This is a genomic window from Collinsella aerofaciens (assembly GCF_015552075.1).
Lineage (GTDB): Bacteria > Actinomycetota > Coriobacteriia > Coriobacteriales > Coriobacteriaceae > Collinsella > Collinsella aerofaciens_Y.
The window spans coordinates 23,325-45,777 of sequence record NZ_JADNDZ010000051.1; the positions used below are offsets into that span (position 1 = coordinate 23,325).

General features: G+C 58.5%; 21 protein-coding genes. 7 read left to right on the forward strand and 14 right to left on the reverse strand.

Translation table 11 applies throughout. From position 1 onward, the window contains the following. The 5 genes from I2D41_RS03100 to I2D41_RS03120 form a co-directional block, all read right to left on the reverse strand. Positions 1 to 1,584, reverse strand: coding sequence for an amidohydrolase (locus I2D41_RS03100; protein ID WP_148345617.1), 1,584 nt, complete (start codon positions 1,582 to 1,584; stop codon positions 1 to 3). 9 nt (positions 1,585 to 1,593) lie between these two features. After that, on the reverse strand, positions 1,594 to 3,057 hold the full coding sequence (locus I2D41_RS03105; protein ID WP_148345618.1) for a YfcC family protein: 1,464 nt from the start codon (positions 3,055 to 3,057) through the stop codon (positions 1,594 to 1,596). Between the two features lie 218 nt (positions 3,058 to 3,275). Continuing rightward, the gene (locus I2D41_RS03110; RefSeq protein WP_229042075.1) at positions 3,276 to 4,070 is read right to left on the reverse strand and encodes a GntR family transcriptional regulator; all 795 of its coding nucleotides are present in this window, start codon (positions 4,068 to 4,070) and stop codon (positions 3,276 to 3,278) included. Between the two features lie 100 nt (positions 4,071 to 4,170). Then, positions 4,171 to 4,830, reverse strand: a complete 660-nt coding sequence (locus I2D41_RS03115; RefSeq protein ID WP_324249159.1) for an HAD family hydrolase — start codon at positions 4,828 to 4,830, stop codon at positions 4,171 to 4,173. A gap of 63 nt (positions 4,831 to 4,893) precedes the next feature. Then, positions 4,894 to 5,736 carry a Cof-type HAD-IIB family hydrolase gene (locus tag I2D41_RS03120; protein WP_195363510.1) on the reverse strand — a complete coding sequence of 281 codons (843 nt, stop codon included), beginning with the start codon at positions 5,734 to 5,736 and terminating at the stop codon, positions 4,894 to 4,896. Between the two features lie 605 nt (positions 5,737 to 6,341). Between I2D41_RS03120 and I2D41_RS03125 the strand changes: the two genes are divergently transcribed. From I2D41_RS03125 to I2D41_RS03135, 3 genes are all read left to right on the forward strand, one after another. After that, the gene (locus tag I2D41_RS03125) at positions 6,342 to 7,232 is read left to right on the forward strand and encodes a hypothetical protein (protein ID WP_195363511.1); all 891 of its coding nucleotides are present in this window, start codon (positions 6,342 to 6,344) and stop codon (positions 7,230 to 7,232) included. Positions 7,233 to 7,295: 63 nt separating this feature from the next. After that, positions 7,296 to 7,913, forward strand: coding sequence for an ATP-dependent Clp protease proteolytic subunit (locus I2D41_RS03130; protein WP_022094432.1), 618 nt, complete (start codon positions 7,296 to 7,298; stop codon positions 7,911 to 7,913). Then, entirely contained in the window at positions 7,906 to 9,210 is a 1,305-nt protein-coding gene (locus I2D41_RS03135) for a type IV secretory system conjugative DNA transfer family protein (protein WP_195363512.1), read from the forward strand. The genes I2D41_RS03130 and I2D41_RS03135 overlap by 8 nt, the downstream gene beginning before the upstream one ends. 141 nt (positions 9,211 to 9,351) lie before the next feature. Here I2D41_RS03135 and pgi read toward each other — a convergent pair whose 3' ends face one another. Both pgi and I2D41_RS03145 read right to left on the reverse strand, forming a co-directional pair. Then, a complete protein-coding gene (pgi, locus tag I2D41_RS03140; protein WP_089573015.1) occupies positions 9,352 to 11,046 on the reverse strand; it encodes a glucose-6-phosphate isomerase in 1,695 nt (564 codons plus the stop codon). Between the two features lie 199 nt (positions 11,047 to 11,245). Further along, a complete protein-coding gene (locus tag I2D41_RS03145; protein WP_229042079.1) occupies positions 11,246 to 11,770 on the reverse strand; it encodes an iron-containing alcohol dehydrogenase in 525 nt (174 codons plus the stop codon). A gap of 224 nt (positions 11,771 to 11,994) precedes the next feature. On the opposite strand from I2D41_RS03145, the gene I2D41_RS03150 reads away from it, so the two are divergent. Next, positions 11,995 to 13,500: a Y-family DNA polymerase gene (locus tag I2D41_RS03150; protein ID WP_195363514.1), complete on the forward strand. Its 1,506-nt coding sequence runs from the start codon at positions 11,995 to 11,997 to the stop codon at positions 13,498 to 13,500. After that, a complete protein-coding gene (locus I2D41_RS03155; RefSeq protein WP_233540402.1) occupies positions 13,493 to 13,918 on the forward strand; it encodes a hypothetical protein in 426 nt (141 codons plus the stop codon). Before I2D41_RS03150 ends, I2D41_RS03155 begins: the two co-directional genes overlap by 8 nt. Before the next feature lie 26 nt (positions 13,919 to 13,944). Here the strand turns inward: I2D41_RS03155 and I2D41_RS03160 are convergent, their stop codons facing one another. After that, positions 13,945 to 14,328, reverse strand: a complete 384-nt coding sequence (locus tag I2D41_RS03160; RefSeq protein WP_195363515.1) for a heavy-metal-associated domain-containing protein — start codon at positions 14,326 to 14,328, stop codon at positions 13,945 to 13,947. 175 nt (positions 14,329 to 14,503) lie between these two features. On the opposite strand from I2D41_RS03160, the gene I2D41_RS03165 reads away from it, so the two are divergent. Together I2D41_RS03165 and I2D41_RS03170 are read left to right on the forward strand one after the other, a co-directional pair. Beyond that, the gene (locus tag I2D41_RS03165; RefSeq protein WP_195363516.1) at positions 14,504 to 15,208 is read left to right on the forward strand and encodes a DUF3793 family protein; all 705 of its coding nucleotides are present in this window, start codon (positions 14,504 to 14,506) and stop codon (positions 15,206 to 15,208) included. Between the two features lie 46 nt (positions 15,209 to 15,254). Then, positions 15,255 to 15,674 carry a flavodoxin gene (locus I2D41_RS03170; RefSeq protein WP_195363517.1) on the forward strand — a complete coding sequence of 140 codons (420 nt, stop codon included), beginning with the start codon at positions 15,255 to 15,257 and terminating at the stop codon, positions 15,672 to 15,674. 117 nt (positions 15,675 to 15,791) lie between these two features. Here I2D41_RS03170 and I2D41_RS03175 read toward each other — a convergent pair whose 3' ends face one another. The 6 genes from I2D41_RS03175 to I2D41_RS03200 form a co-directional block, all read right to left on the reverse strand. Continuing rightward, the gene (locus I2D41_RS03175; RefSeq protein ID WP_117770154.1) at positions 15,792 to 16,544 is read right to left on the reverse strand and encodes an amino acid ABC transporter ATP-binding protein; all 753 of its coding nucleotides are present in this window, start codon (positions 16,542 to 16,544) and stop codon (positions 15,792 to 15,794) included. A 12-nt stretch (positions 16,545 to 16,556) separates the two neighbouring features. Next, complete coding sequence (locus tag I2D41_RS03180) at positions 16,557 to 17,918, reverse strand: ABC transporter permease subunit (RefSeq protein ID WP_229042076.1); 1,362 nt, start codon at positions 17,916 to 17,918, stop codon at positions 16,557 to 16,559. 118 nt (positions 17,919 to 18,036) lie between these two features. Next, positions 18,037 to 18,897: an ABC transporter substrate-binding protein gene (locus I2D41_RS03185; RefSeq protein WP_099431468.1), complete on the reverse strand. Its 861-nt coding sequence runs from the start codon at positions 18,895 to 18,897 to the stop codon at positions 18,037 to 18,039. Positions 18,898 to 19,044: 147 nt separating this feature from the next. Then, complete coding sequence (locus I2D41_RS03190; protein ID WP_195363518.1) at positions 19,045 to 19,911, reverse strand: deoxyribonuclease IV; 867 nt, start codon at positions 19,909 to 19,911, stop codon at positions 19,045 to 19,047. Between the two features lie 152 nt (positions 19,912 to 20,063). Continuing rightward, positions 20,064 to 21,083, reverse strand: coding sequence for a Gfo/Idh/MocA family protein (locus I2D41_RS03195; protein ID WP_195363519.1), 1,020 nt, complete (start codon positions 21,081 to 21,083; stop codon positions 20,064 to 20,066). A 90-nt stretch (positions 21,084 to 21,173) separates the two neighbouring features. Further along, positions 21,174 to 22,364 (reverse strand): aldo/keto reductase, encoded by a 1,191-nt coding sequence (locus I2D41_RS03200; RefSeq protein ID WP_195363520.1) that lies wholly within the window; start codon positions 22,362 to 22,364, stop codon positions 21,174 to 21,176. Positions 22,365 to 22,453 lie beyond the last annotated feature (89 nt).

Genomic DNA, 22,453 nt, shown 5'->3' on the forward strand with positions numbered 1-22,453 from the left:
TTATGCCTCCTTATTTCGATCGAACACGATTTGTCCGTCCGACATCGTCATATCAACCGCAAGATCGCGTGCGTCGCGATAATCGAGGTCGAACACATCCCGATCGAGCACGCAAATATCGGCAAGCTTGCCGACCTCAAGCGTACCCAGCTCGTCTTCGCGCATCAGGTCGTACGCGCCCCCGACAGTCCAAGCGCGCAAAAGCTCGACAAGCGTCAGCACGTTGGCCTCATTCACGGGCAGTCCGTCGTCGAAGTATCCGCCGCACGCACTGTAGATTGACTCGCCCAGGCTCGGGATCAGCAGCGGCAAATCAGTGCCACAGCACACTGTGCATCCGGAATCTTCCATGCCGCGGCGATTCCAGCTGTGCAAAAGTCGCGTCTCGCCAATTTGTCGACGCATCATCGACAGGCAATCCTCGCGCCGGTCCAGCGTCAGAATCTGCGGATAGACCTCGCAAATTCCACCTAACTTGCCAAACTCGACAAGATCGGTCGGATCAGAGTTCTCGAGATCGGTAATCGCATGGCGGCGAAGCATCCGTCCATGCTCGTCTCGAGGCAGCGAGGCATAGAGCGCCACGGTGCGGCGAACGGCGCCATCGCCCTGGCAATGCAAGGAATATCGGAAGCCGTCAGCATCAATTGCACGCAGCTCGTTCTCAATCAGATCCCACTCTGGCTCCTCGACGACCGTCTTGCCGGCAGCGCCCGCATCGGCCGTGTCCTCATAGGGGTCTATCATCTCGGCAAGCCCTGCCCATACGCCGCGATCGGTCATACGGTTGAAGCCGGAAAAACGAACGAACGGTCCCCGGAAGCGCTCTCGCGCCTTGCGGGCATATGCCAGATTTGCACCGGCACCCACCGGCTGCGACATCATGGAGACGCGAACCGTCAGCTCGCCAGATTCCTCACGGCGAGCCATTTCGTCGGCAAAGCCGTAGTAGTCATCAAACGCCATCTCCTTGATGGCGGTAACGCCGCGCTCGTTAAGCATGCTCATGTAGTCCGAATATCCGGCACGCACCTCGGGCAGCGTGAGGAAATCGCTCATCATGCGCCAGATCTTCTCGGCATAGCACGCCTGCGGTGTAAAGCCGTATCGCGCACTGGCGGCAGCATTGAGAACACAGGTCTCCGCGCCCGGTGTAAAGCAGACGACAGGGATATCGCCAAAACACTCGTCAAACACAGCTGCTGTGTTTGCGTTCTCGGCATCCGATGCCAACGTTTCGGGCAGGTTGTGGCCAAAAGCCGCCGCGCAATCCGGATGATCATCTTTCCATGCACGCAAGAGCGACACGGCCTCTTTGGCATCAGCGACGCCGGATAGATCAGACCCCAACGTCCGCAGCGCCCAGCCCGTATAGAAGGTATGCACATCGATCAGGCCAGGCATGACGGTGCGGTCGCCCAGGTCAACTACCTCGTCCGCCTGGGTCAAATACGAAGCTACCTCACACTTGGTGCCAACCGCCTCAATTCGATTGCCACGGACCGCTACGAAACCTTCGAACGGCAGGTCCCCCGTACCGGTAAAGACGCTCTTAGACGTCAGGACCGTTAAACGATCAGACATCACAACCACCTACACCGGAAGCATGCCAGAGATTGCCGTTACGATCAGGCCAAAGACGACCATGAAAATGAAGAACTTCCAAATGGTCTTCCACCATTGACCAAACGAGATCTTTGCCACGGCAAGGCCGGCAACCGTCATGCCCGCCACGGGACTGATGGTGTTGATGGTCTGATTAGCAAACTGGAGCGCGGTAACGGCGGCTTCGGGATTGAGGCCCATAAGCTCGGTCAGCGGACCCATGACGGGCATGGTGAGCGCCGCAAGTCCAGAGCTCGAGGGAACCAGCAAAGAGAGCAGGCCAAGGACGATATACATAAACGTGGTGTAGACGGCGGCAGGTGCACCGGCGAGTGCAGTAGCGAGCGCCTGGAGGATGGTGTCGATGATCATGCCACCCTCTGCGATGACCAAGATACCGCGAGCGATGCCGATGACGATAGCGGCATACGCAAAGTCGGCAATGCCTTTAACGAACTCCTCGGCGATCGTCTGCTGGTCAAGGCCGCCAAGGATACCGGCAAGCAAGCCCATACCAAGGAACACGGCGGAAATCTCATTCATATACCAGCCCTGGGTAACAAGACCCCAGACGATAATGCCCATGCCGAAGGCAAAATCGATAAGCACGAGCTTCTGACGGGTAGTGAACTCTTCCTCGATGGAGGCATCGGTCACGGAAAACTCAACACGCTTGAGCTTGTCGTCCTCGTACGTAATGGACGACTCGGGGTTTTTCTTGACGCGCATGGCGTAGCGCATGGCCCATGCGATACCGACGGCAGTGAAGATGACCCAAGAAACGGCGCGCAGCCACAGTTGCGGATTGCCCTCGATGCCAATGATGCCTTGGGCGATCAAGACGTTAAACGGATCTATGGTCGAGGCACAATATCCCAGGTTGGGACCAAGGAAGCAGATGATGAATGCCGTCATCGAGTCATAACCGATACCCATCATGATGGGAATGAAGATGGCATAGAACGGCAGGGCTTCCTCAGACATACCAAACGTAGTGCCGCAAATGGACAGCAACGTCATCGTGATGGGAATGATGAGGATGTCCTTGTTCTTGAGCTTTTTAATCACACGGCTCATGCCGGCATTCAAAGCGTTGGTCTTGGTGATGACTGCGAACGATCCGCCAATCAATAAGACGAACGCAACGACGTCGGCAGCCTCCTGGATGCCCTTAGTAGGCGCTTGCAGGACCGCAAAGATATCCTGGCCCAGATTGATGGTCTCGCCGGTCTCGGAATCGGTGTAGTTCTTATCGACCTGTTCATAGGTTCCAGCAACGGCGACTTCACGCTCGCCCGCCGCTGTCGAAATCGTCTTGCGCTGATACTGACCAGAAGGAACGATCCAAGTCAGGACCGCAAAGACAACGATCAGCAAGAACATGATCGTATAGACATGCGGTAATTTGAACTTAAAACGCCTGTTTGTCTTCTTCGCCTTCGTATCTGACACAGATACCTCCAAAGAACTCGAGACTGCATCGCATCTCGCTTCAACGCTTGCATAAGGCAAACGTTCTATGACGTTCCATAGATTACCAGCAGCTTTTCCCGTCATCAAGATTATTTCAAACTGATTGCCGTAACGCGGTTGAACGGTTGCGTTCGCGCCGTGAACGGTATGGAAACGCCCGGTGAGATGATCCACCGGGCGTTTCCATTCGCAATGTCCTAAATGTCAAAAATGTAACGAGATCCAACGATCCGCTGACGACCAATGATAAACGGCCTCCGCTGCTCATCGAAAAAGAAGGCATCCATGTAAAACAAGGGTTCGCCAACGGGAACCGCCAACAGCCGAGCGACCTCGGGCGACGCGCACGCGATCTCGAGCGTGCAGGGGTCGGTAAACGCGGGCGTACGGCCCGTCCGGTTGCGCACGAACTCAAAAATGGATTGGTTAGATAGAGGTGCCGTTGATAGATAAGCGTTGTCCTCGTAAACATATATGTTGTTCTCGAGCATGACGGGGACTCCATCGGCAGTACGCACACGCTCAACGCAAATCAAATCAGTTCCAACGGGAACACCAAAGAACTGCGCTTCGGTGGAATCCGCCGGCAGTATCTTTCTCGAAATGACGCGCGCCCCCGGTTCCATTCCGTTAACGCGGCATGCGTCCGAAAAACTCTGAACGTCATCCTTCTGGCGAATCTTGCGCTTAAGCTTGGGGGCATTGACAAACGTGCCTTTCCTCTGTCGCTTCGTTAGATAGCCCTGCTGGACGAGCTCCTCAATAGCGCGTCGCACGGTAACGCGGCCAACTTTATAGTTCTCAGCCAATTCGAATTCGTTGGGTATCCGCGCGCCCGCCTTGTAGGCACCGGAGTTGATTTCGTTTTTAATGATATCAATGACTTGTTGGTACAGCGGTATCGCTGCTTTACCGTCAGTTAGCCCTTCAGTCGATGGCATATACCCTCTCCCAGCACAATTCAGTCTAAAGCGGGCTTTAAGGGCATTCAACAAGCCCTTAAGCCCGCATTAGCATAAAGTATGCTTGCTGCCGCACCAAAATGTCGGGTATTTACTCATCTGACCCGAAAAACGCGCAACTACCGCGCTCCTAAGAAAGCGTGAGCAGCTCCGGCAGCTGGTCGATAATCTTGTCCGCGGCATCCTGGCTAAAGCCAAAGCGCTCTTCGCGCTTGGCAATGACCGTCAGGCCGGCTCGCTTGCCGGCAGTGATGCCAGGCACCGAATCCTCAACGCAGCAGCAGCGATTCGCGGGCAGCCCCAGCAGGTCCAGCGCATGCAGGTAGATGTCGGGTTCGGGCTTGCTCTCCTTAAACTGCTCGCCGCTCACCACATACTCAAAGGCATCCGACAGCCCGCACGCGTTGAGCACTTCCTCGATGCTATCCATGGGAGACGAGCTGGCAAGCGCCACGCGAACGCCGCGGCGCGGCAGCTCTCGAATCGTATCCACGGCGCCTGGGTTAATCAAAGCCTGATAGTCGCGCGGACGCTCACGCGCCCACTCATCCCAACGGGCCAACGCTTCCTCGCCAGTGAAATGCCCCTTACCGGCGCGCTCAAACCAATCGACCAGCATATGCAGGAAGAACTGATGCGAGGTACCGACCTGCCCATTCAACTCCTCTTGAGTCAGGTTAAGCCCAAGCTCCTTGGCAAACGCGGCAGTCTCGCCCAGGTAGTAATACTCGGTATCGACAATGACGCCGTCCATGTCAAAGATAACGGCGTCGAACGGAAATGCGGACACGGCACCCTCCCTAACAAAAGGGCGCCTGTAAGCAGGCGCCCGAACCATGCATTATCGGCGATTCTAGCCCAGCAGCTTATCCAACGCCACCGCAATACCGTCTTCGTTGTTATTGGCGGTCACCATCTGGGCCACAGCCTTAACCTCATCGACGGCGTTGCCCATGGCAACACCGGTGCCGGCCCACTCAATCATGGACTTGTCGTTCTGGCCGTCGCCAAACGAGACGACCTCGCTGGCATCGATGCCGAGCTTGGGCAGAGCACCCTCAAGCGCACGGGCTTTGTCGATACCGGGCGCCGTGTACTCAAAGTACCAGTCGGCCGTAAACATGCCCGAAAGTGTCTGGGTAAAGGGCGCATGCATCTCCTCGTGATGCGCTTGCAGATAGGCCGGGTCGCCTGCCGTCAGCAGCTTGTCTACGGGATAAGCGTCCACGACCTCATGCAGACTCTCCACCTCGCGAATCTTAAGATCGCACGCGTCGCGCTCATACTTGACGATATTCTTCTGCGAGCCGTCAGGCAGCGTGATCATGCAATGGTACGAATCCTCGACATGCAGGTCCCGACCGAGCGAGATCATGGGGATCACGTCAAAATTACGCAGGTGATCAATCAGACGGTGCAGCTCGTCAGCCGGCATGGCCTGGTCAAAAAGGACCTCATCGGTCTGAGCGTCGACCACATGCGCGCCATTAAAGGCAACTAGCAGACCGTCATGGTTTTGAAGATCGAGCTCCTGCGCCAGAGCATGTAGTCCCCATGCGGGACGGCCCGAAGCCAAAATGAGCTTAATGCCCGACTCCTGCGCCGCAAGCAGCTTCTCGCGCGTACGAGGGCTAATCACCTTCTGGTCGTTGGTGAGCGTGCCGTCGATATCCATTGCGATGGCTTTGATTGCCATATATGCCTCCCTGTCATTGAACAACCTTGTCTGAGCCATCATACAGAACACCCATCGCGACTCCGTTTACAACGGGCAAAAAGTCATATTGTCTCGAACATGAACAGCGTGTAACCGTGGGGCGCAATCGCTCCGCCCCCTACGCCGAGCCACCACATACCAAGCTGACGACGCTAAACGTGGCCGCCCCACCGACCTCATTTCATCCCGTAGAAAATAATTTCAAAATTAGTTCTTGCCAAATCAGCAAAACGAACGTACCTTAAAGAGGACCGCTCCGGTGGTCATCGTTTGATTGAGCATATTCAGTTTCAGTTTTCAGCGTGTAAGAGAAGAAGATCGGCAAAGTACAACCCCAAACGCAATGACAACTTAATGAGGTAACTGCCACATGTGAGGCACCCAGGGCATTGCTGTCTCGATTTTGAGCACGATGCCTTCCGCCTTGCATGGGCCGTTCCATCCCGCCCCTGCAGCAACTGCCTCACGGGCTCATTGAAAACCGCATAGCACCCCAACGTCAGCACATCACCCACGGCAAGCACATCACTCACGACAACCAACACATCAACAAACAGCACGAACATCAACCGATTGGAGAAGCTATGACAAACCACCACGCTGAAGACGGCGATAAGAAAAGCATTCTGGATGCCCGCATTGAGCGAGCATATGCAAACGAATATGACGCCGCCTTTGCCGCCGCGACCATAAAGAACTACGCGTCGCTACCGCTCGCGACGATCTTGGCCGACCACCCTCAACTGCTGAAGCGCTGCACAAAGATCATGGGCGACCCCGACATTCGCAAGCTGACAGACCCCTATGCCCCAAAACGCGACAACGATTCGTACGTTCTTACCGTAGGCTGCCTAGCCCATATGCTTACGGCGCTCGACACGAAACTCAAGCTCGAATGGGAACCCGACGAGCGTCATGAACTCGAAAGTAAGCGGAACACCCTGCGCACCGCACTGTTCCTTCCGTTGGACGGCCTCAAGCGCTGCAACGTCGAGCTCAATACACAGGCGCGGCAAAAGCCCGGGACCACGGGGCAGAAAACTCCAAGACCCCATGCGGCCATCGTCGACCGCAACCGATATAACCGCATGACCGCGCACTTTTCCGCCGAGGGAGCAGCCATAAGGACGCTGATCGACCTGCTGTGCCTCCTGAGCATCAACGAGCTATTTGAGGGCTATCTCGCCCTTGTTCCCGCGACGGCACCCAAGTCGGTAGCAAAGATCATCGAGACCTGCAGACGCCAGTTTGAGCGCCATCGCAATGGCAGCGAGATGAACGCCAGCATCGCGCAGTACTACGCGGCTCATTACAAAAATGACGGATGTGCCCCTGTCGAGCATCAGCTGCGGCTCGCCTACACCACGCCCGTCGCAACGCTCCATCGCTTTGGAGCCCTTGGCGCTTGCGAGCTGCACGAACAGGCAGCCTGCCCCACAACCGAGCTCGATCTCAGGCTCGGACGAACCCTGTAGCCCGCCAGCCCCTCCGCGGGCAACAATCCTATTCCACAACACAACCAACAGAAAGGAGTCCTCATGGACACCAATCATTCCCCCATCATCAGCCCCCTCACCATGCGTGAATCCGCCCGAGGTATCACGCTCACCAGCATTTATGATGAGATGCTCGCCCGTCGCGAGCTCTCCGTCATGGGAAACATCGAAACCCCGATGGCCCACGACCTATGCCAGCAAATCCGCCTGCTCGATGCCACCGACCCCAGCCGCCCCATCACCATATTTGTCGCCAGCGCCGGCGGAAGCGTGCGATCGGGTCTTGCGATCTATGACGCCATGCGCCTCGCATCGTGCCCCATCCGCACCGTCTGCCTGGAATTCGCCGCGTCCATGGGCGCCGTGATCTTTATGGGCGGCGACGATCGCCGTATGGCGCCCCATGCAGAGCTCATGATTCACGACCCGCTGATCCCCCAGGGGGCAGGCGGCTCGGCACTTGCGTTGCAGGAAACCAGCCGGCGTCTCATGCAGACCCGCAAGACCCTCACGCAAATCCTCTCGGACCGCAGCGGCCTCACGCCCAAGCGCATCCAGTCCCTCACTGCAAAAGACACCTACCTTTCGGCCGAGCGCGCCGTCGAGCTCGGCTTTGCCCACGAAATCCTCTCGACCACCAAGGAGGTCGCCCATGTCTAACCTCGCCAGCCGTCTCGCCGCATCTGAGTCCGCATCGTCCACCATCCTCGCCAAAGATCGAACGCTTTCCTGCGACACCCGCCAAACGGGACTCAACAACAATGCACTTGTGATCGGCCCCTCGGGAGCTGGCAAGACCCGAAACGTCCTCAAGCCCAACCTGCTGCAAATGAACGCAAGCTACATCGTGCTCGACACCAAAGGCACGCTCTGTCGCGAAGTGGGACCCGTGCTGGCAGCCCACGGTTACCGCGTGCAATGTCTCAACTTCGCCGACCTCAACACCGTCCCGGCCCTTGCGCCCGGCATCGAGCGCTGCGGCTACAACCCCCTGAGGCACATTCGCCGCAAGGCGGACGGCAGGCCCAACCAGCAGGACATCCTCTCGGTGGCAAAGGCCATCTGCCCCATCGAGGACAACAACCAGCCTTTTTGGGATCATGCGGCGGCAAACCTGCTGTCGTGTCTTATCGCCTACGTCACCGAACAGCTACCCGCCGACGAGCAGACGATCAGCTCGGTCATCAAGCTGATCGAGCACCTGCAGGACGGTGCCACGGGTCGATTGTTTGAAGACCTGATCACGACCGGCCCCCAAAGCTATGCCCTCTCGCTATGGCGGCGCTACGCCATTACGCAAAATGCCGAGCGCATGCACGCGAGCATCGTCGGCATCCTTGCCGAAAAGGTCATGTGTCTGGGATTCGACGGTGCGGCACAGCTCTATCGTGAGTGCCATCAGGTAGACTTCGCTTCCATGGGACACGCCCCCTGCGCCCTGTTTGTAACCGTAAGCGATATTGACCGCAATCTCGATCCGCTGACCGGCCTCTTTATTTCGCAGGCGTTTATGGGCCTCATTCGTGAGGCCGATAGGCAGCCCGACGGCAGCCTGCCCGTGCCCGTGCGCTTTATGCTCGATGACTTCGCAAATCTGCAGATCTCCCAGATCGACAACGTGCTCTCGATTATCCGAAGCCGCAACATCTGGGCAACGCTGCTGCTGCAGTCGACCAACCAGCTCGATGCGCTCTATGGCGAGGCACGCGCACGCTCCATCATGGGCAACTGCGACACGCATCTGGTGCTGGCGTTCCAGGATCCCGAGAGTGCCCGGGTGTTTTCCGACCGCGCCGACGCGCTGCCCAGCACGCTCATGGCGACGCCGATCGATCGCTCGTGGCTCTTTGTACGCGGTCGCACTCCCGAACAGGTCGAGCGCTTTAGGCTCGAAGACCATCCGCTCTACGGGGAGCTGCCCGAGGCGCAGCGAGGCCATGCGGAGGCCGAGATCTAGGCGCAGGGTTCTCGCAGCGCGCGGCGCCCCGGCGATGTTCCACAAAGGCCGTGCGCCCCGGGACCACGGCAAAGCAAAGGGGCCCGCATCCGATAGGATACGGGCCCCTGACTATAAGGCGCGATGCGTTAACAGCAGCGACTACTTGCGATGCGCGCGATAGAACTCGATGAGCGCCTGGGTCGAAGCGTCCTGCTCGGCCTTGGCGGCGTCATCGTGGAAGGCAGGGGTAATCTGCTTGGCGAGCTGCTTACCCAGCTCAACGCCCCACTGGTCATAGGAGTCGATGCCCCAGACCGTGCCCTCGACAAACGTGATGTGCTCATACAGGGCGATGAGCTCGCCGAGTGCGAACGGGGTCAGCGTGTCGCCGAAGATCGAGGTCGTCGGACGGTTGCCCTCGAAGCAGCGGGCCGGGACGATCTGCTCGGGCGTGCCCTCGGCACGAACCTCATCGGCCGTCTTGCCAAAGGCGAGCGCCTTGGTCTGGGCCAGGAAGTTGCCCAGGAACAGCTCGTGGACATCCTGGCCGCTGTCGGTTGCGGGGTTGGCAGTGTTGGCGAAAGCGATAAAGTCGGCCGGGACCACCACGGTGCCCTGGTGCAGCAGCTGGTAGAAGGCGTGCTGACCGTTGGTGCCGGGCTCGCCCCAGAAGATCTCACCGGTATCGGAGGTCACGGCGCTGCCGTCCCAGCGGACATGCTTGCCGTTCGACTCCATGGTGAGCTGCTGCAGGTAGGCCGGGAAACGGTGCAGGTACTGGCAGTACGGCAGCACGGCATGGCTCTTGGAACCGAAGAAGTTGACGTACCAGACGTTGAGCAAGCCCATCAGCGCGACGGCGTTGTTCTCGAGCGGCGTGTTGCAGAAGTACTCGTCGATGGCATGGAAGCCCTCGAGGAACTGCTGGAAACGCTCGGGGCCGAGCACGACGATCAGCGACAAGCCCACGGCGGAGTCAACGGAATAGCGACCGCCGACCCAGTTCCAGAAACCGAAGGCGTTGGCCGGGTCGATACCGAAAGCCTCGACCTTCTCGAGTGCGGTGGAAACGGCGACGAAGTGCTTTGCCACGGCCTCGGCGTTCTGCTCATCGGAACCGTCGATGGCGCCCTGAGCCTTGAGCTGCTCGAGCATCCAGGTCTTGACCTCGCGAGCGTTGGTGAGGGTCTCGAGCGTGGTGAAGGTCTTGGAGACGATGATCACGAGCGTGGTCTCGGGATCCAAACCCTTGAGCTTCTCGGCCTGATCGTTGGGGTCGATGTTGGAGATATAGCGGCAGTCGATACCAGCGTCGGCATAGGGACGCAGAGCCTCGTAAGCCATGACCGGGCCCAGGTCGGAGCCGCCGATGCCGATGGACACCAGGTGCTCGATCTTCTTGCCGGTAACGCCCTTCCACTCACCGGAGCGAACGCGCTCGGCGAAGGCATACATGCGGTCGAGGACCTCGTGCACGTCAGCGACGACGTCCTGGCCGTCGACGATGAGCTGGCCCTTCTCGGTTGCCGGGCGGCGCAGTGCGGTGTGCAGGACGGCGCGGTCCTCGGTGGTGTTGATGTGCTCGCCGGAGAACATGGCGTCACGGCGCTCCTCGAGCTTCACCTCGCGGGCAAGATCGCACAGCAGCTTGACGGTCTCATCGGTCACCAGGTTCTTGGACAGGTCGAAGTGCAGGTCACCGGCATCAAAGCTCAGCTTGTTCACGCGCTCCGCATCGGCAGCGAACCATGCCTTAAGGTCGATACCCTCGGCCTCGAGCTTCTCCTGATGGGCCTCGAGCGCCTTCCAAGCGGCGGTCGACGTAGCGTCGATAGGTGCGGCAACAGTTGCCATAAAGTCCTCCTCAACATACGGGCGCATACCTCCATGCGCCCGGATAATCAGATGCCTCTATTCTAGCGCAGGTCAAGACCGTAATCAGCGAGCGTTGCCAATCCGCCCCCAAACGGCGACCGACCAAAAAGGGACAGGTTTATTTTGGCAGGTCAAACGCTTTACCTACCAAAATAAACCTGTCCCTTTATGGCAGATATTAGGCCGCGGCGCACACGCTGCCGAGCAACTCGCGCAGAGGAGACCCAATGCCCTCAAGCAGTTCGGGAGCGATAATGGCAAAAACGGGAACCTCGCCGGCTCCCGCGGCAGCAGGCACCTTGCCCTCCGAGACAATGCAACCGTAGGGAACAAAGCCGTCCTCGCCGGCATCGAGCACGGCCATGCGACGAGCGAGTTCGCGCGCAAAGCCGGCAGTATCGGCATCGCCGATCGCCAGGACAAAGTCCACGCCTTCGTCGGTCGCCAGGGCCACGGCTTCGTCGATCAGCTCGTCTCCCCCGTCACCCTCAACCGAGCCACAGCGAAAAAGCACGCGCTCGAGCAGGGCTCGATCAAGCGAGCCGAGCGCCGCCGTGACAAGTTCATCACGCGTATGTTTGTCACCGCCCAGCACCACCAGCGCCTTGGTGCCTCCGTAGTGAGCGACCAATCGTCCGCACCAGCGAGCCACGTCTCCATCCGCAACAAGGCGCGTCGGCATACCAAACCCATAATTGACCATCTTTTCCACAACCCTTCCGTGCGTATAGGCGGCATCAATCGTTAGGCTCATGCTACGAAGCGAGCTTTTCCGAGCTGTTTCGCGCTCTTTAGGGCTGCGTTAAAAACCCGATGCAGCCGCACGACCATACCTGCCAAAAAGGGACAGGTTTTGACGGTGTCCGGTCGAGCGGGTATTATCGAACATGTATTCGATAAGAACATGTGTTTGATGGAGGGACACGGATGGCGCACGAGCAGCACACCTACATCTGCATCGACCTCAAGACGTTTTATGCCAGCGTCGAGTGCGTGGACCGCGGGCTCGATCCACTCACCACCAACCTGGTCGTTGCCGATGAATCACGCGGACGCACGACCATCTGCCTCGCCATCACACAGGCCATGAAGGACTTAGGTATTCACAACCGCTGCCGCCTATTCGAGATTCCCGACGGCATCGACTACATCAAGGCCGTACCGCGCATGCAGCACTACATGGAGGTGTCGGCGCAGATCTACGGTATCTACCTGGAATACGTCAGTCCGCAAGACGTTCACGTCTACTCAATTGACGAGTGCTTTATCGACGTGACACCCTATCTGGACCTCTATCACACCGATGCGGAAGGCTTCGCCTGCATGTTGCGCGACGAGGTCCTGGCGCGCACCGGCATCACGGCGACGGTCGGCATCGGCCCCAACCTATTCCAGGCCAAAGTTGCACTCGATATCACCGCCAAGCACGTACCCAGCCGCATCGGCATACTCGACGATGAGACCTTTCGCAAGGAAATCTGGCCCCATCGTCCCATCACCGATATCTGGGGCATCGGCCCCGGCGTGGCAGCACGACTCGAAAAATACGGCGTCTACGATCTGATGGGCGTCGCGGCGCTCGACGAAAACCTGCTTTACGACGAGCTCGGCGTCAATGCCGAGTATCTCATCGACCACGCCTTCGGGCGTGAGCCGACAACGATCGCCGATATTCAGGCCTATCGCCCGCAGGCAACCTCAACAACCACGGGGCAAGTGCTATCGAAAGGCTATGCCTATGAGCAGGCCTACACCGTCTTGCGCGAGATGGTCGACAACGCCGTGTTGGACTTGGTCGATAAGCACGTAGTCTGCGACAGCATCTCGCTCTTTGTGGGCTACGCGAGCGAGCGCGCCGACATACGCCGCCTCGACGCCAGTGGTACAGCGCAATATGTGGACGGATGCGGGCACCTGCGCTCGAGCACGTCGAGTATCGAACCCACCGCAACCGCCGGCCCCGAGCTCGCGCCCCGTGCTCCCAAGCCCGTCCAGCGCGATGACGAAAGGCGTCGCCTGGTGCGCGAAGCGCAGGCAATCGATGGCATCTTTGTAGGAGAGCATGGCGGCAAACCGCGCGGTGGCTATGCCGCGCTCTTTGCGCACTCCAACGCCTCGCGAAAGCTACCCGAGCGCACCAATTCGTTTAAGAAGATCATGGGCTATTTCGATGATCTCTGGGCGCAAACCGTCGACCCTAAACGACCGGTCAAGCGCATCAACCTGGGCTTTGGCAATCTTGTGCCCGAGGAATTTGCCACTATCGATCTGTTTAGCGATGTCGAGGCCGATGAGCGCGAGCGCGACCTGGCGCGCGCCGTCCTGGCCGTGAAAGGCAAGTACGGCAAGAACGCGCTCGTCAAGGGATTAAGCTTTACCGCCGGCGCTACCGCGCGCGAACGCAACGACCAAGTTGGAGGACACCGTGCCTAAACCCAAACAACAGCCCGTGCGCCCGCCGACCGCCTTCGAGCGCCTGGCGGACCCCGAGGGCAGACGCCGCGCCGCCGACCCCAACCTCACAGCCAACGGTGCCGTGCGCGCCAACCGCGCCGCACAGTTTATGCCCTTTGCCGCCCTCACGGGATACTACGAACTCGTGCGCAAGCAGGAAATCACCGTCGAGCCAAAACGTGAGCTCACGGAAGAAAAAGCCCTCGTGCTTTCTAAAAAGCTCGAGGGTCTCAAACGTGGCGACTTGGTCCGTGTCACCTATTACGATACATACGGCTATCGCAGCCGCACCGGCATCCTCGACGAGGCGCTCCCCGCCTTCAAGCTCCTCAAGCTCCGAGACATCGCCATCGACTTCGACGACATCCAAGACATCGAACTGCGCGGACGAGCCTAGCCAAGGAAGCGCATCCAGGGCGGCGCTTACAGCGTCATGACGTAGTAGCCCGCGTCTTTCACAGCCGTCTCGAGGACACCACGATCAACCGGCTGTTTAGAGCGCACACGTGCCGTGTGATCCGCATACGTCACCGTTGCCCACACGCCATCCAGCGCATTGAGGGCATTGGCCACGTTCTGAGCGCAGCCGTCACAGCTCATGCCGCCGATGAGCAGCTCATCGCTATAGGGATAGTGTGACGCATCGGTATCCACCACAATAACCTTTTTGGCCTTCTTGCCGCTCGCACTATCGCTGCAGCAACTCTTCCCGCGTGTCGAAGCGGCAATGCGACGCAGTCCAAAAAACATGCCGACGGCAATGACGACCAACACGATGAGATTCGCAGGGTTGAGCAAGTCGCTCATGCGTTCCCCTTTCAAGTAGCCTTATCTAGATACCCCCATGGGGTGTCCCCATCTTAACCCAAAATCATGTCCGTTCGGTCAATTAGTTTCCCTCTTCAAACTTTTTTGTTGACCATAGCTTACTTTCGTGTATAAGTTTTCCTTGGCTAACAACTGAGGACCCGAAAGGAGCATCGTGACTCGAACCATTGACATCCCAACATACCAAACGGCTGTCGTGCGAAACTGCTCCCCTACGCTCGCAGGTATCAAGCCGGCTTCGCTCTTTACCTATCCCGGCGTTTACGCCAACCAAAACGGAAAACCCAGCGCCGACCATATCGAAGAGCGACGCTCTCGCCTGCTCTCCGTCATAGCCCAATGCAACCGCGAGCTCCAGCCGCTCGGAATCCATATGAGCGTTTTGGTCTGGCGCCCCTGCGGAGCGCTCATCTATGTGTACCGCCCTGCGGACCTCATGCGATACCTCTCCGACCCCCGCGCCACGACGGCGCTTGTCGCCGAAGGTTACGATGTCCACAACCTGCCCGCATCCCTGGTGCATCTCGCCGCGCGCATCACGCTGGCAAGCAGCAATGCCGCAGAAAGCGCCTATGACGGCAGTGTCTGCGCACTCGCGCGAAATAGGCACTGCGATACGGGGTGCATGTGCGAGTTCCCCCACGAAATTGGCTATTTTTTGGGCTATCCCTACGAAGATGTCCATCAGTTTATCGTCCAGCACGGCGAAAACTATAAGGTCTTTGGCGCCTGGAAGGTATACACAAACGTCGAACAGGCGCTCACGACCTTCGATTCCTATCGTGCATGCACGCAATACCTTACCTACATCTATCAGCAGGGCTGCAGCTTGGCGCAACTTGCCCAGGCAACCCGATAGAACATAGAAGCCGCGGCAAGCTGCCGCACAACTGAAAGGACTCAACATGAGCAAGATCGCCGTCGTCTACTGGAGCGGCACGGGCAACACCGAGGCCATGGCAAACCTCGTCGCCGAAGGCGCCACGTCCGCGGGTGCCGAGGCAGAGGTCATCTCCTGCGCCGACTTCTCCGCAGACAAGGCCGAAGGCTGTGACGCCATCGCCTTCGGCTGCCCCGCCATGGGCTCCGAGGAACTCGAGTACGATGAGTTCCAGCCGATGTGGGACGAGGTCAAGGAGACTCTCGGCGACAAGAAGGTCGTCCTCTTTGGCTCCTATTCATGGGCCGAGGGCGAGTGGATGGACAACTGGAAGGCCGACGCCGACGATGCCGGCGTCAACGTCGTGGACTCCACCATCTGCTACGACGCGCCCGACGACGAGGGCGAGACCGCTTGCAAGGCCCTCGGAGCCGAGCTCGCGTAACGAACCCAGGGCTTCCAAAAGAGCCTGCATCAAAGCACATCCCCATCCCTACAAAAGAGCGGGGGCTGGATTCAAGTCCAGCCCCCGCTCTTTTGTAACGGCAGTTACATCAACCGGCTACGAGATATTGCCCAAGAACGCCTTGGTGCGCTCGCTCTTAGGATGGTCGAAGACCTCGCTCGGCGTACCCTCTTCCACAATGACGCCACCGTCCATAAAGACGACGCGGTCGGCGACATCGCGGGCAAAGCCCATCTCGTGCGTCACGACGATCATGGTCATACCGTCGTGCGCCAGGTCGCGCATGACGCCCAGGACGTCGCGCACGAGCTCAGGGTCGAGCGCCGAGGTGGCCTCGTCAAAGAGCATGACGTGCGGGTTCATCGACAGGGCGCGGGCGATGGCAACGCGCTGCTGCTGGCCGCCCGAAAGCTGACTCGGCATAAAATCGATGCGCTCAGCAAGACCGACCTTGGTCAGCTCCTCGACGGCGATCTTCTCGGCCTCTTCCTTGCTGCGCTTGAGCACCTTTTGTTGCGCAAGCATGACGTTCTTTTTGACCGACAGGTGCGGGAACAAATTGAACTGCTGGAACACCATACCCAGATGCGTACGCACTTTGTTGAGGTCGACACCCTTGGCGCACACATCCACGCCCTCAACGATAATCGAGCCACTCGTGGGATGCTCCAGACGATTGATGCAGCGAAGCATCGTCGACTTGCCCGAGCCCGAGGGGCCCAAGACCACAACGACCTCACCCTTGTGCACATCCAGATCGATATCGCGCAGGACCACGTTGTCGCCAAAGGCCTTCTGGAGGTTCTTGATACTGACGACGACCTCGTTCGAGTTATTGGTTTCGCTCATGATAGGACCTCCTTACAGACCGGCGATGTGATCGGCGGGCGTCGCGACAACCTGTCCGGCGCTCTTGGCGGGACGCTTCTTCTTGGTCTCGGCCGTGCCCAAAAGCCTCGCCTCAAGACCGCTCACCAAGCGAGCGAGCGGCAGGGTGATGACCAGATAGAACAGGGCGGCAACCACGTACGGTGTAATGGAGCCCGTCGTGGCCACGATGGTACGGGCGTTCATGACGATCTCGACCACACCCACGGCGGCAAGCAGCGACGTATCCTTGTAAAGCAAGATAAACTCGCTGGTCAGCGTAGGCAAAACATTACGGAACGTCTGCGGAATCATGACATAGAGCAGCGTCTGGAACGCGTTCATGCCCAGCGAACGCGCAGCCTCGTTTTGGCCCTTGGGGATCGATTGAATACCGGCACGGAAGATCTCGCATAGGTACGCAGACGAGTTCATGGCCATGACGATGACGCCCAAGACATAGTCGTCCACCTTGACGCCGGCCAACGGCAGACCGAAGAACGCGATATAGATCTGCAGGAACGCCGGCGTACCGCGAATGATATTCACATAGATGCCGGCAAGGCAACGCAGGATGCGCGACTTGGAGATGCGCATGAGCGACAAGGCAAAGCCAAAGGGGATTGCCAGCGGAAACGCCACGAGCACGATCGAGAGCGACATGAGGAAGCCCTTAAAGACGATCGGCAGGCTTTGGACCAAAATGACCGGGTTTAAGAACAGGCGCAGAAACATATTGGAGTTCCAGGCCTCGACCCACGGCTGCTCCTTAAGGTCGGCCAGGAAGTTATCGAATGCCGTCACGCCCTTAATCTCGACGGGAGGAATCTTGGAAATCTTCTTGGTCGAACCGTCGGCGAGCGTATAGGTGCCGCTAAAGGCCTCATCGCCGCCCTCGACGGGAAACGTCACACCGTAAACCTCGACACGGAAAAAACCGCCGGCAGGCGCCGTCTCGCCAAAGTCAATCTTGAGCGTCTGGCCGTCAGCCTTGCACGTGGGCTTCATGGGCGTACGATCCATGAGGTCCTCGCCCGAGAGCATCGTCAATCGCGTGTCATCGGTACCAAACGTCGTGCCGTCGACAAACGTCAGCGAAAGACCGCTCAGCTCCTCGTCGGCATCGGCCTGAACTTCCCAAGTGATGCGCGTCTCGGTGCCGCCGACCACAGCGCTGCCCGAACCAGTGTTGGGTCGGGCGGTAATCTTTGCGGTCTCAAGCGCCTGGGCGGTCGTGGGCACGCAGGCCCCCGCGCATACCAGGGCGAGCGCCACAGCCAGGGCACAGGCCAGCTTTTGGAGCATCGAGGGCAGTGGAAAACGCTGCTCCGCGGCCCCTTTGTTCAGTCGAGACAAGGTGGCTCCTATCGTAGAAGTTGCCGGCAAAACGAGACGGAAAAGCTCTCCGTCAAGAGAAGCGCAAAGGCCCTCTCCGCCAAAACGGAAAGGGCCCGCGCGCAATCAAGTAGCTATTTTACTTGATGTTGTACTTAGCCATGAGGGCGTCAACGGTACCGTCATCAGTCAGGTCCTTGATGGCCTGGTTGATGTCGTCCTTGAGCTTGGTGTTGCCCTGGTTGATGGCGATGGCGTACTCCTCGCCGGTGCTGATCTGCTTGATGGTCTGGCAGGTGTTGAACTGCTCGGCGGTCAGCTGGCTGGCAACGGAGCGGTTGGTGACTACGGCGTCGCCCTTATCGGACTGCAGGGCGCTGAAGCACTCGGTAGCGTCCTTGTAGGGGACGATCTTGGCCTTGGGGAAGTTCTCCTGGGCAAAGGCCTCGGCGGTCGAGCCAGACTGGACGATGATGGTAGCGTCAGCGTTGTTGAGCTTCTCGCTGTAGTTGTCGGCCGTGATGTCGGTGTTATCGACCTTGGTCACGATAGCCTGATCGTCCATGTAATAGGAATCAGAGAAAGTGACTTCCTTCTCACGCTCGGGCGTGTCGGTGATAGCCGCGATGGAAACGTCATACTTGGCGCCCGAAGCGACGCCCGGAACCAGCGTGTCAAAGTCATTGTTGACATACTCGACATCCAGGCCCAGCTTGTCGCCGATAGCCTTGATGAGCTCAAGGTCAAAGCCCTGATAATCGCCGTTGTCATCCTTGTACTCAAACGGAGCGTACTCGGCAGAGGTGCCGACGGTCAGTGTACCGTCCTTGACGAGCGCGTACTCCTTGGAGCCGTCGACCTTCTCGACCTTAGCGTCGTCAGAGCTGCTGGAACCGGCATCAGAACCAGAGGTGGCGTTGGACGAGCCGCAGCCCGTCAGTGCGAGGGCGAGCGCCATGGCGCCTGTGGCGGCAAATGCGCCAAGCTTCTTCAGCTTCATAATCAGTCTCCTTCCGGTGACCTCGTTTGATTCAGAGGTCTGCAAAAACTGTTGGCTATTATGCACCCGGAATTACGAATCTGCAATGAGAAAACTGATTGAAACAAACCCATAACGTGAATGGAACACTCCACTTTGTAACAGTCATTACTGCTGCAATGACCTTAATAGTCTAATTTCAGCTGCATAACCTGCAAGTTCGTTCGGAGTCTCCAAAATAAACGGCAGCGAACGCAAACGGCCATTCGATACAATATTCTGCATAACCTGCATACCGCCACCAAATTCCTCGCTGCCAAGGTATCCCTTGCCGATGCACTCGTGACGATCTTTATGGGCGCCACAAGGGTTCTTCGAATCGTTGATGTGTACGGCATGTAAGCGATCGATACCCACCACGCGGTCGAACTCGTCGAGTACGTCGTCCAGTTCATGGATGATGTCGTAGCCGGCATCGCTCACATGGCAGGTGTCCAAACAAACGCCCAGCTTTTCGGACAGCTCTGGGCGCTTGGCGGCAACGCCCTCGATAATGCACGCCAGTTCTTCAAAGCTACGGCCCACCTCGGTGCCCTTTCCTGCCATGGTCTCGAGTAATACCGTCGTCTGCTGCCCCTCAAACATCACCTGGCACAGCGTGTCGACAATCATCTGAATGCCGACGTCGGAGCCCTGTCCCACATGCGCACCGGGATGGAAGTTGTAGTAGTTGCCGGGCAGCGCTTCCAGACGCTGCAAATCTTCCGCCATAGCCTCCAAGGCAAACTCGCGCGCCCGCTCCTTAGCGGAGCAGGGGTTATAGGTATACGGGGCATGCGCCACCAGCGGTCCAAAGTCGTTTTGCGCCATAAGCTCGCGCAGAGCCGCCACGTCATCCATGTCAAGGTCTTTTGCCTTGCCACCGCGCGGGTTGCGCGTAAAGAATGCAAAGGTATTGGCGCCAATGGACAACGCCGTCTCCCCCATTGCCCGATAGCCCTTCGTCGTCGAAAGATGGCACCCAATCGTCAGCATCTCCAGCTCCCTCTTCATCAGTTGCGGTGAAATACGGTCTATTGGTGCCCTATTTTGGCGCAAGCAGACCGTATTCCACCGCAAGTTATAAAAGGGGCATCAGGAGCAAAGGCCTCCAGGCATTCCAAGCGCTGGCGCCATGCCCCCACGCCCTAAAGTTTCAAGCGAATCGCATCGATGATGTGCGCACAGCGCTGTGTGGCGGCTAGGGACATGATGGGGCTTTCGAGTTTCCCCGCCTGAATGAGCTGCGTCGCATGCGACGCCTCACCGTAAAAATCATCGACCTCAAATGGTGCATCGATTTCGAGTATCCGACCGTCGGAATACTTCACATGAGCGAGCTCGGGGCGATGGAGCCGCTCGATTTCCAACGAGCCCCGCTCACAGGCAATCGTTAAGCGGCTTTCATATGTTGCTTTGCCGTCGCACACCATATGAATGGGTATACCGTCGACGCTCATATGGATCTCGTCGGCCCAATCGACGCGGCCGCCCGATACGTCACGCCAGCGAACTTCACGAGACGAAACCTCGCAAGCGCCCGCGAGCAAATCCTCAAACCAACCGACTGCATAGCAGCCCATGTCATATAGACAGCCGCCCTGCAACGGATCAAGCAGATAGTCTGAAGGAGACTCGCCGTAATCGAGCTTTTGCACGCTTTCAATCGAGACAATACGGCCAAGCTCACCCGACGCAAGCAAGTCCTTCACGCGAGTGCGCATCGGGCAAAACCGATTCTTCATCGCCTCCATAAACAGCACGCCGCGCTCGCGAGAGGTGGAGGCAATCGAGAGAGCCTCTTCCTCACTCAAAACGGCCGGCTTTTCGCACAGCACGGCCTTTCCGGCGCACAGCGCGCGACAGGCCCAACGCGTATGCATGCCATGCGGAAGAGCCAAGTAAATTGCGTCGACATCGGGGTCGGCAATCAGCGCGTCATAAGCCGCATCGCCGTTATCGTCGACCGAGGCATGGCCATGCGCAGCATCAATCGAAAACGCTCGGCAAAATTCCTCGACATGTGCAGGAGTGCGGCCGGCCGCAGCCACCAGCCGTGCCCCGTCGACCTTCTTGAGCGACGATGCAAATCGATGAGAAATGTGCCCAGCGCCCAAAATGCCCCAACGAACCTCACGCGAATCATCCCATGAATCCCGATGGCCCACGACAGCCCCCTTCAGTTGCGGTGGAATAGTCCCTGTTTAAGCCCTATTCTGCCGCAAGCAGGAACTATTCCAGCGCAAGTTATAAAAGGGTCACGAGGAGCGCGTTTTGCCGAAGGCCTTAAGCACTGCCGTCACGGGGCCAGGCTGGAAACGTCGGCGCACGTCATCGAGACGCTCGGGGATATCGATATGCTGTGGGCAGTGGCGCGCGCATTTGCCGCACTTGACGCAATTGCTCACCAGCTTGGCCTCGCTTGTGCGCACCGCGCTCGCCGTAAAGTACTGCGATAGACCCGTAAACCAGCTGTGCGCATAGCTTGCGTTGTAGGCGGCAAAACATCCAGGGATATTGATTCCTTTAGGGCACGGCATGCAATAGCCGCATCCCGTGCAGGGCACGCGATTCGATTTTTCAAACTCATCCAGCACGTGCGCGATCGTGTCGAGCTGGTTGGCAGTCATCGAATCCGGCAGGGCCCGATCGGCCAACACCGCGTTCTCATCCACCTGCGCGATATCGGTCATACCCGAAAGCAGCATCGTCACCTGAGGATGATTCCAGACCCACGAAAGACCCCAGGCGGCAGGAGTGCGCAAATGCGTGTCACGGGCACTATCGAGCACAGCGCGGGCCCGTGGCGGCAGCTTGCCCGCTAAACGCCCGCCCAGCAGTGGCTCCATCACAAACACCGCGAGGCCTCGCTCGGCGGCGGCCATGAGCCCCGCTGTTCCCGCCTGATATCGCTCTCCAGCGTAATTGTACTGGATCTGGCAAAAGTCCCACTCATATGCATCGAGCATCGTCAGGAAATCCGCCGCGCTGCCGTGGTACGAAAAACCAATCTGGCGAATGCGCCCCGCCGCCTTTTGACGCGCGATCCAGTCCTCGATGCCCAACGCCACCACACGTTCCCACTGGGCGGGCGAGGTAATGTTGTGCATAAGGTAATAGTCGATACGGTCGGTCCGCAGGCGGCGCAGTTGCTCGTCGAAGAACCGGTCGAAATCCTCCGCGCATTTGCACGAAGCATGCGGCAGCTTGGTTGCGAGCAAAACCTGGTCGCGCAAGCCCAGGCGCTCAAGCGACGCACCCACACAAGCCTCGTTGCCGGGATAGAGATAGGCCGTGTCCAGGTAGTTAATCCCCTGCTCCACCGCACGGGAGATGATGGCGTCGGCTGTCTTCGCATCCGGGCGTCCCGGCGCACCGGGAAACCTCATGCAGCCCAGCCCCAACGCCGAGATACGGTTGCCGCTTTTGGGGTCAACGCGATATTGCACGGCCCCTCCCCTCCCATCGAAGCCCTAATGAGGCGAAACACAACGGCCACGCCATCGAAACACATTGGAATCGCAATCGAGAACGTATC

Coding starts and splice junctions, on each gene's coding strand:
- I2D41_RS03150 (WP_195363514.1), top strand. CDS start 11,995: ATGGCGCACGAGCAGCACACCTACATCTGCATCGACCTCAAGACGTTT.
- I2D41_RS03190 (WP_195363518.1), bottom strand. CDS start 19,911: ATGCTGACGATTGGGTGCCATCTTTCGACGACGAAGGGCTATCGGGCA.
- I2D41_RS03100 (WP_148345617.1), bottom strand. CDS start 1,584: ATGTCTGATCGTTTAACGGTCCTGACGTCTAAGAGCGTCTTTACCGGT.
- I2D41_RS03120 (WP_195363510.1), bottom strand. CDS start 5,736: ATGGCAATCAAAGCCATCGCAATGGATATCGACGGCACGCTCACCAAC.
- I2D41_RS03185 (WP_099431468.1), bottom strand. CDS start 18,897: ATGAAGCTGAAGAAGCTTGGCGCATTTGCCGCCACAGGCGCCATGGCG.
- I2D41_RS03130 (WP_022094432.1), top strand. CDS start 7,296: ATGGACACCAATCATTCCCCCATCATCAGCCCCCTCACCATGCGTGAA.
- I2D41_RS03175 (WP_117770154.1), bottom strand. CDS start 16,544: ATGAGCGAAACCAATAACTCGAACGAGGTCGTCGTCAGTATCAAGAAC.
- pgi (WP_089573015.1), bottom strand. CDS start 11,046: ATGGCAACTGTTGCCGCACCTATCGACGCTACGTCGACCGCCGCTTGG.
- I2D41_RS03135 (WP_195363512.1), top strand. CDS start 7,906: ATGTCTAACCTCGCCAGCCGTCTCGCCGCATCTGAGTCCGCATCGTCC.
- I2D41_RS03170 (WP_195363517.1), top strand. CDS start 15,255: ATGAGCAAGATCGCCGTCGTCTACTGGAGCGGCACGGGCAACACCGAG.
- I2D41_RS03160 (WP_195363515.1), bottom strand. CDS start 14,328: ATGAGCGACTTGCTCAACCCTGCGAATCTCATCGTGTTGGTCGTCATT.
- I2D41_RS03125 (WP_195363511.1), top strand. CDS start 6,342: ATGACAAACCACCACGCTGAAGACGGCGATAAGAAAAGCATTCTGGAT.
- I2D41_RS03145 (WP_229042079.1), bottom strand. CDS start 11,770: ATGGTCAATTATGGGTTTGGTATGCCGACGCGCCTTGTTGCGGATGGA.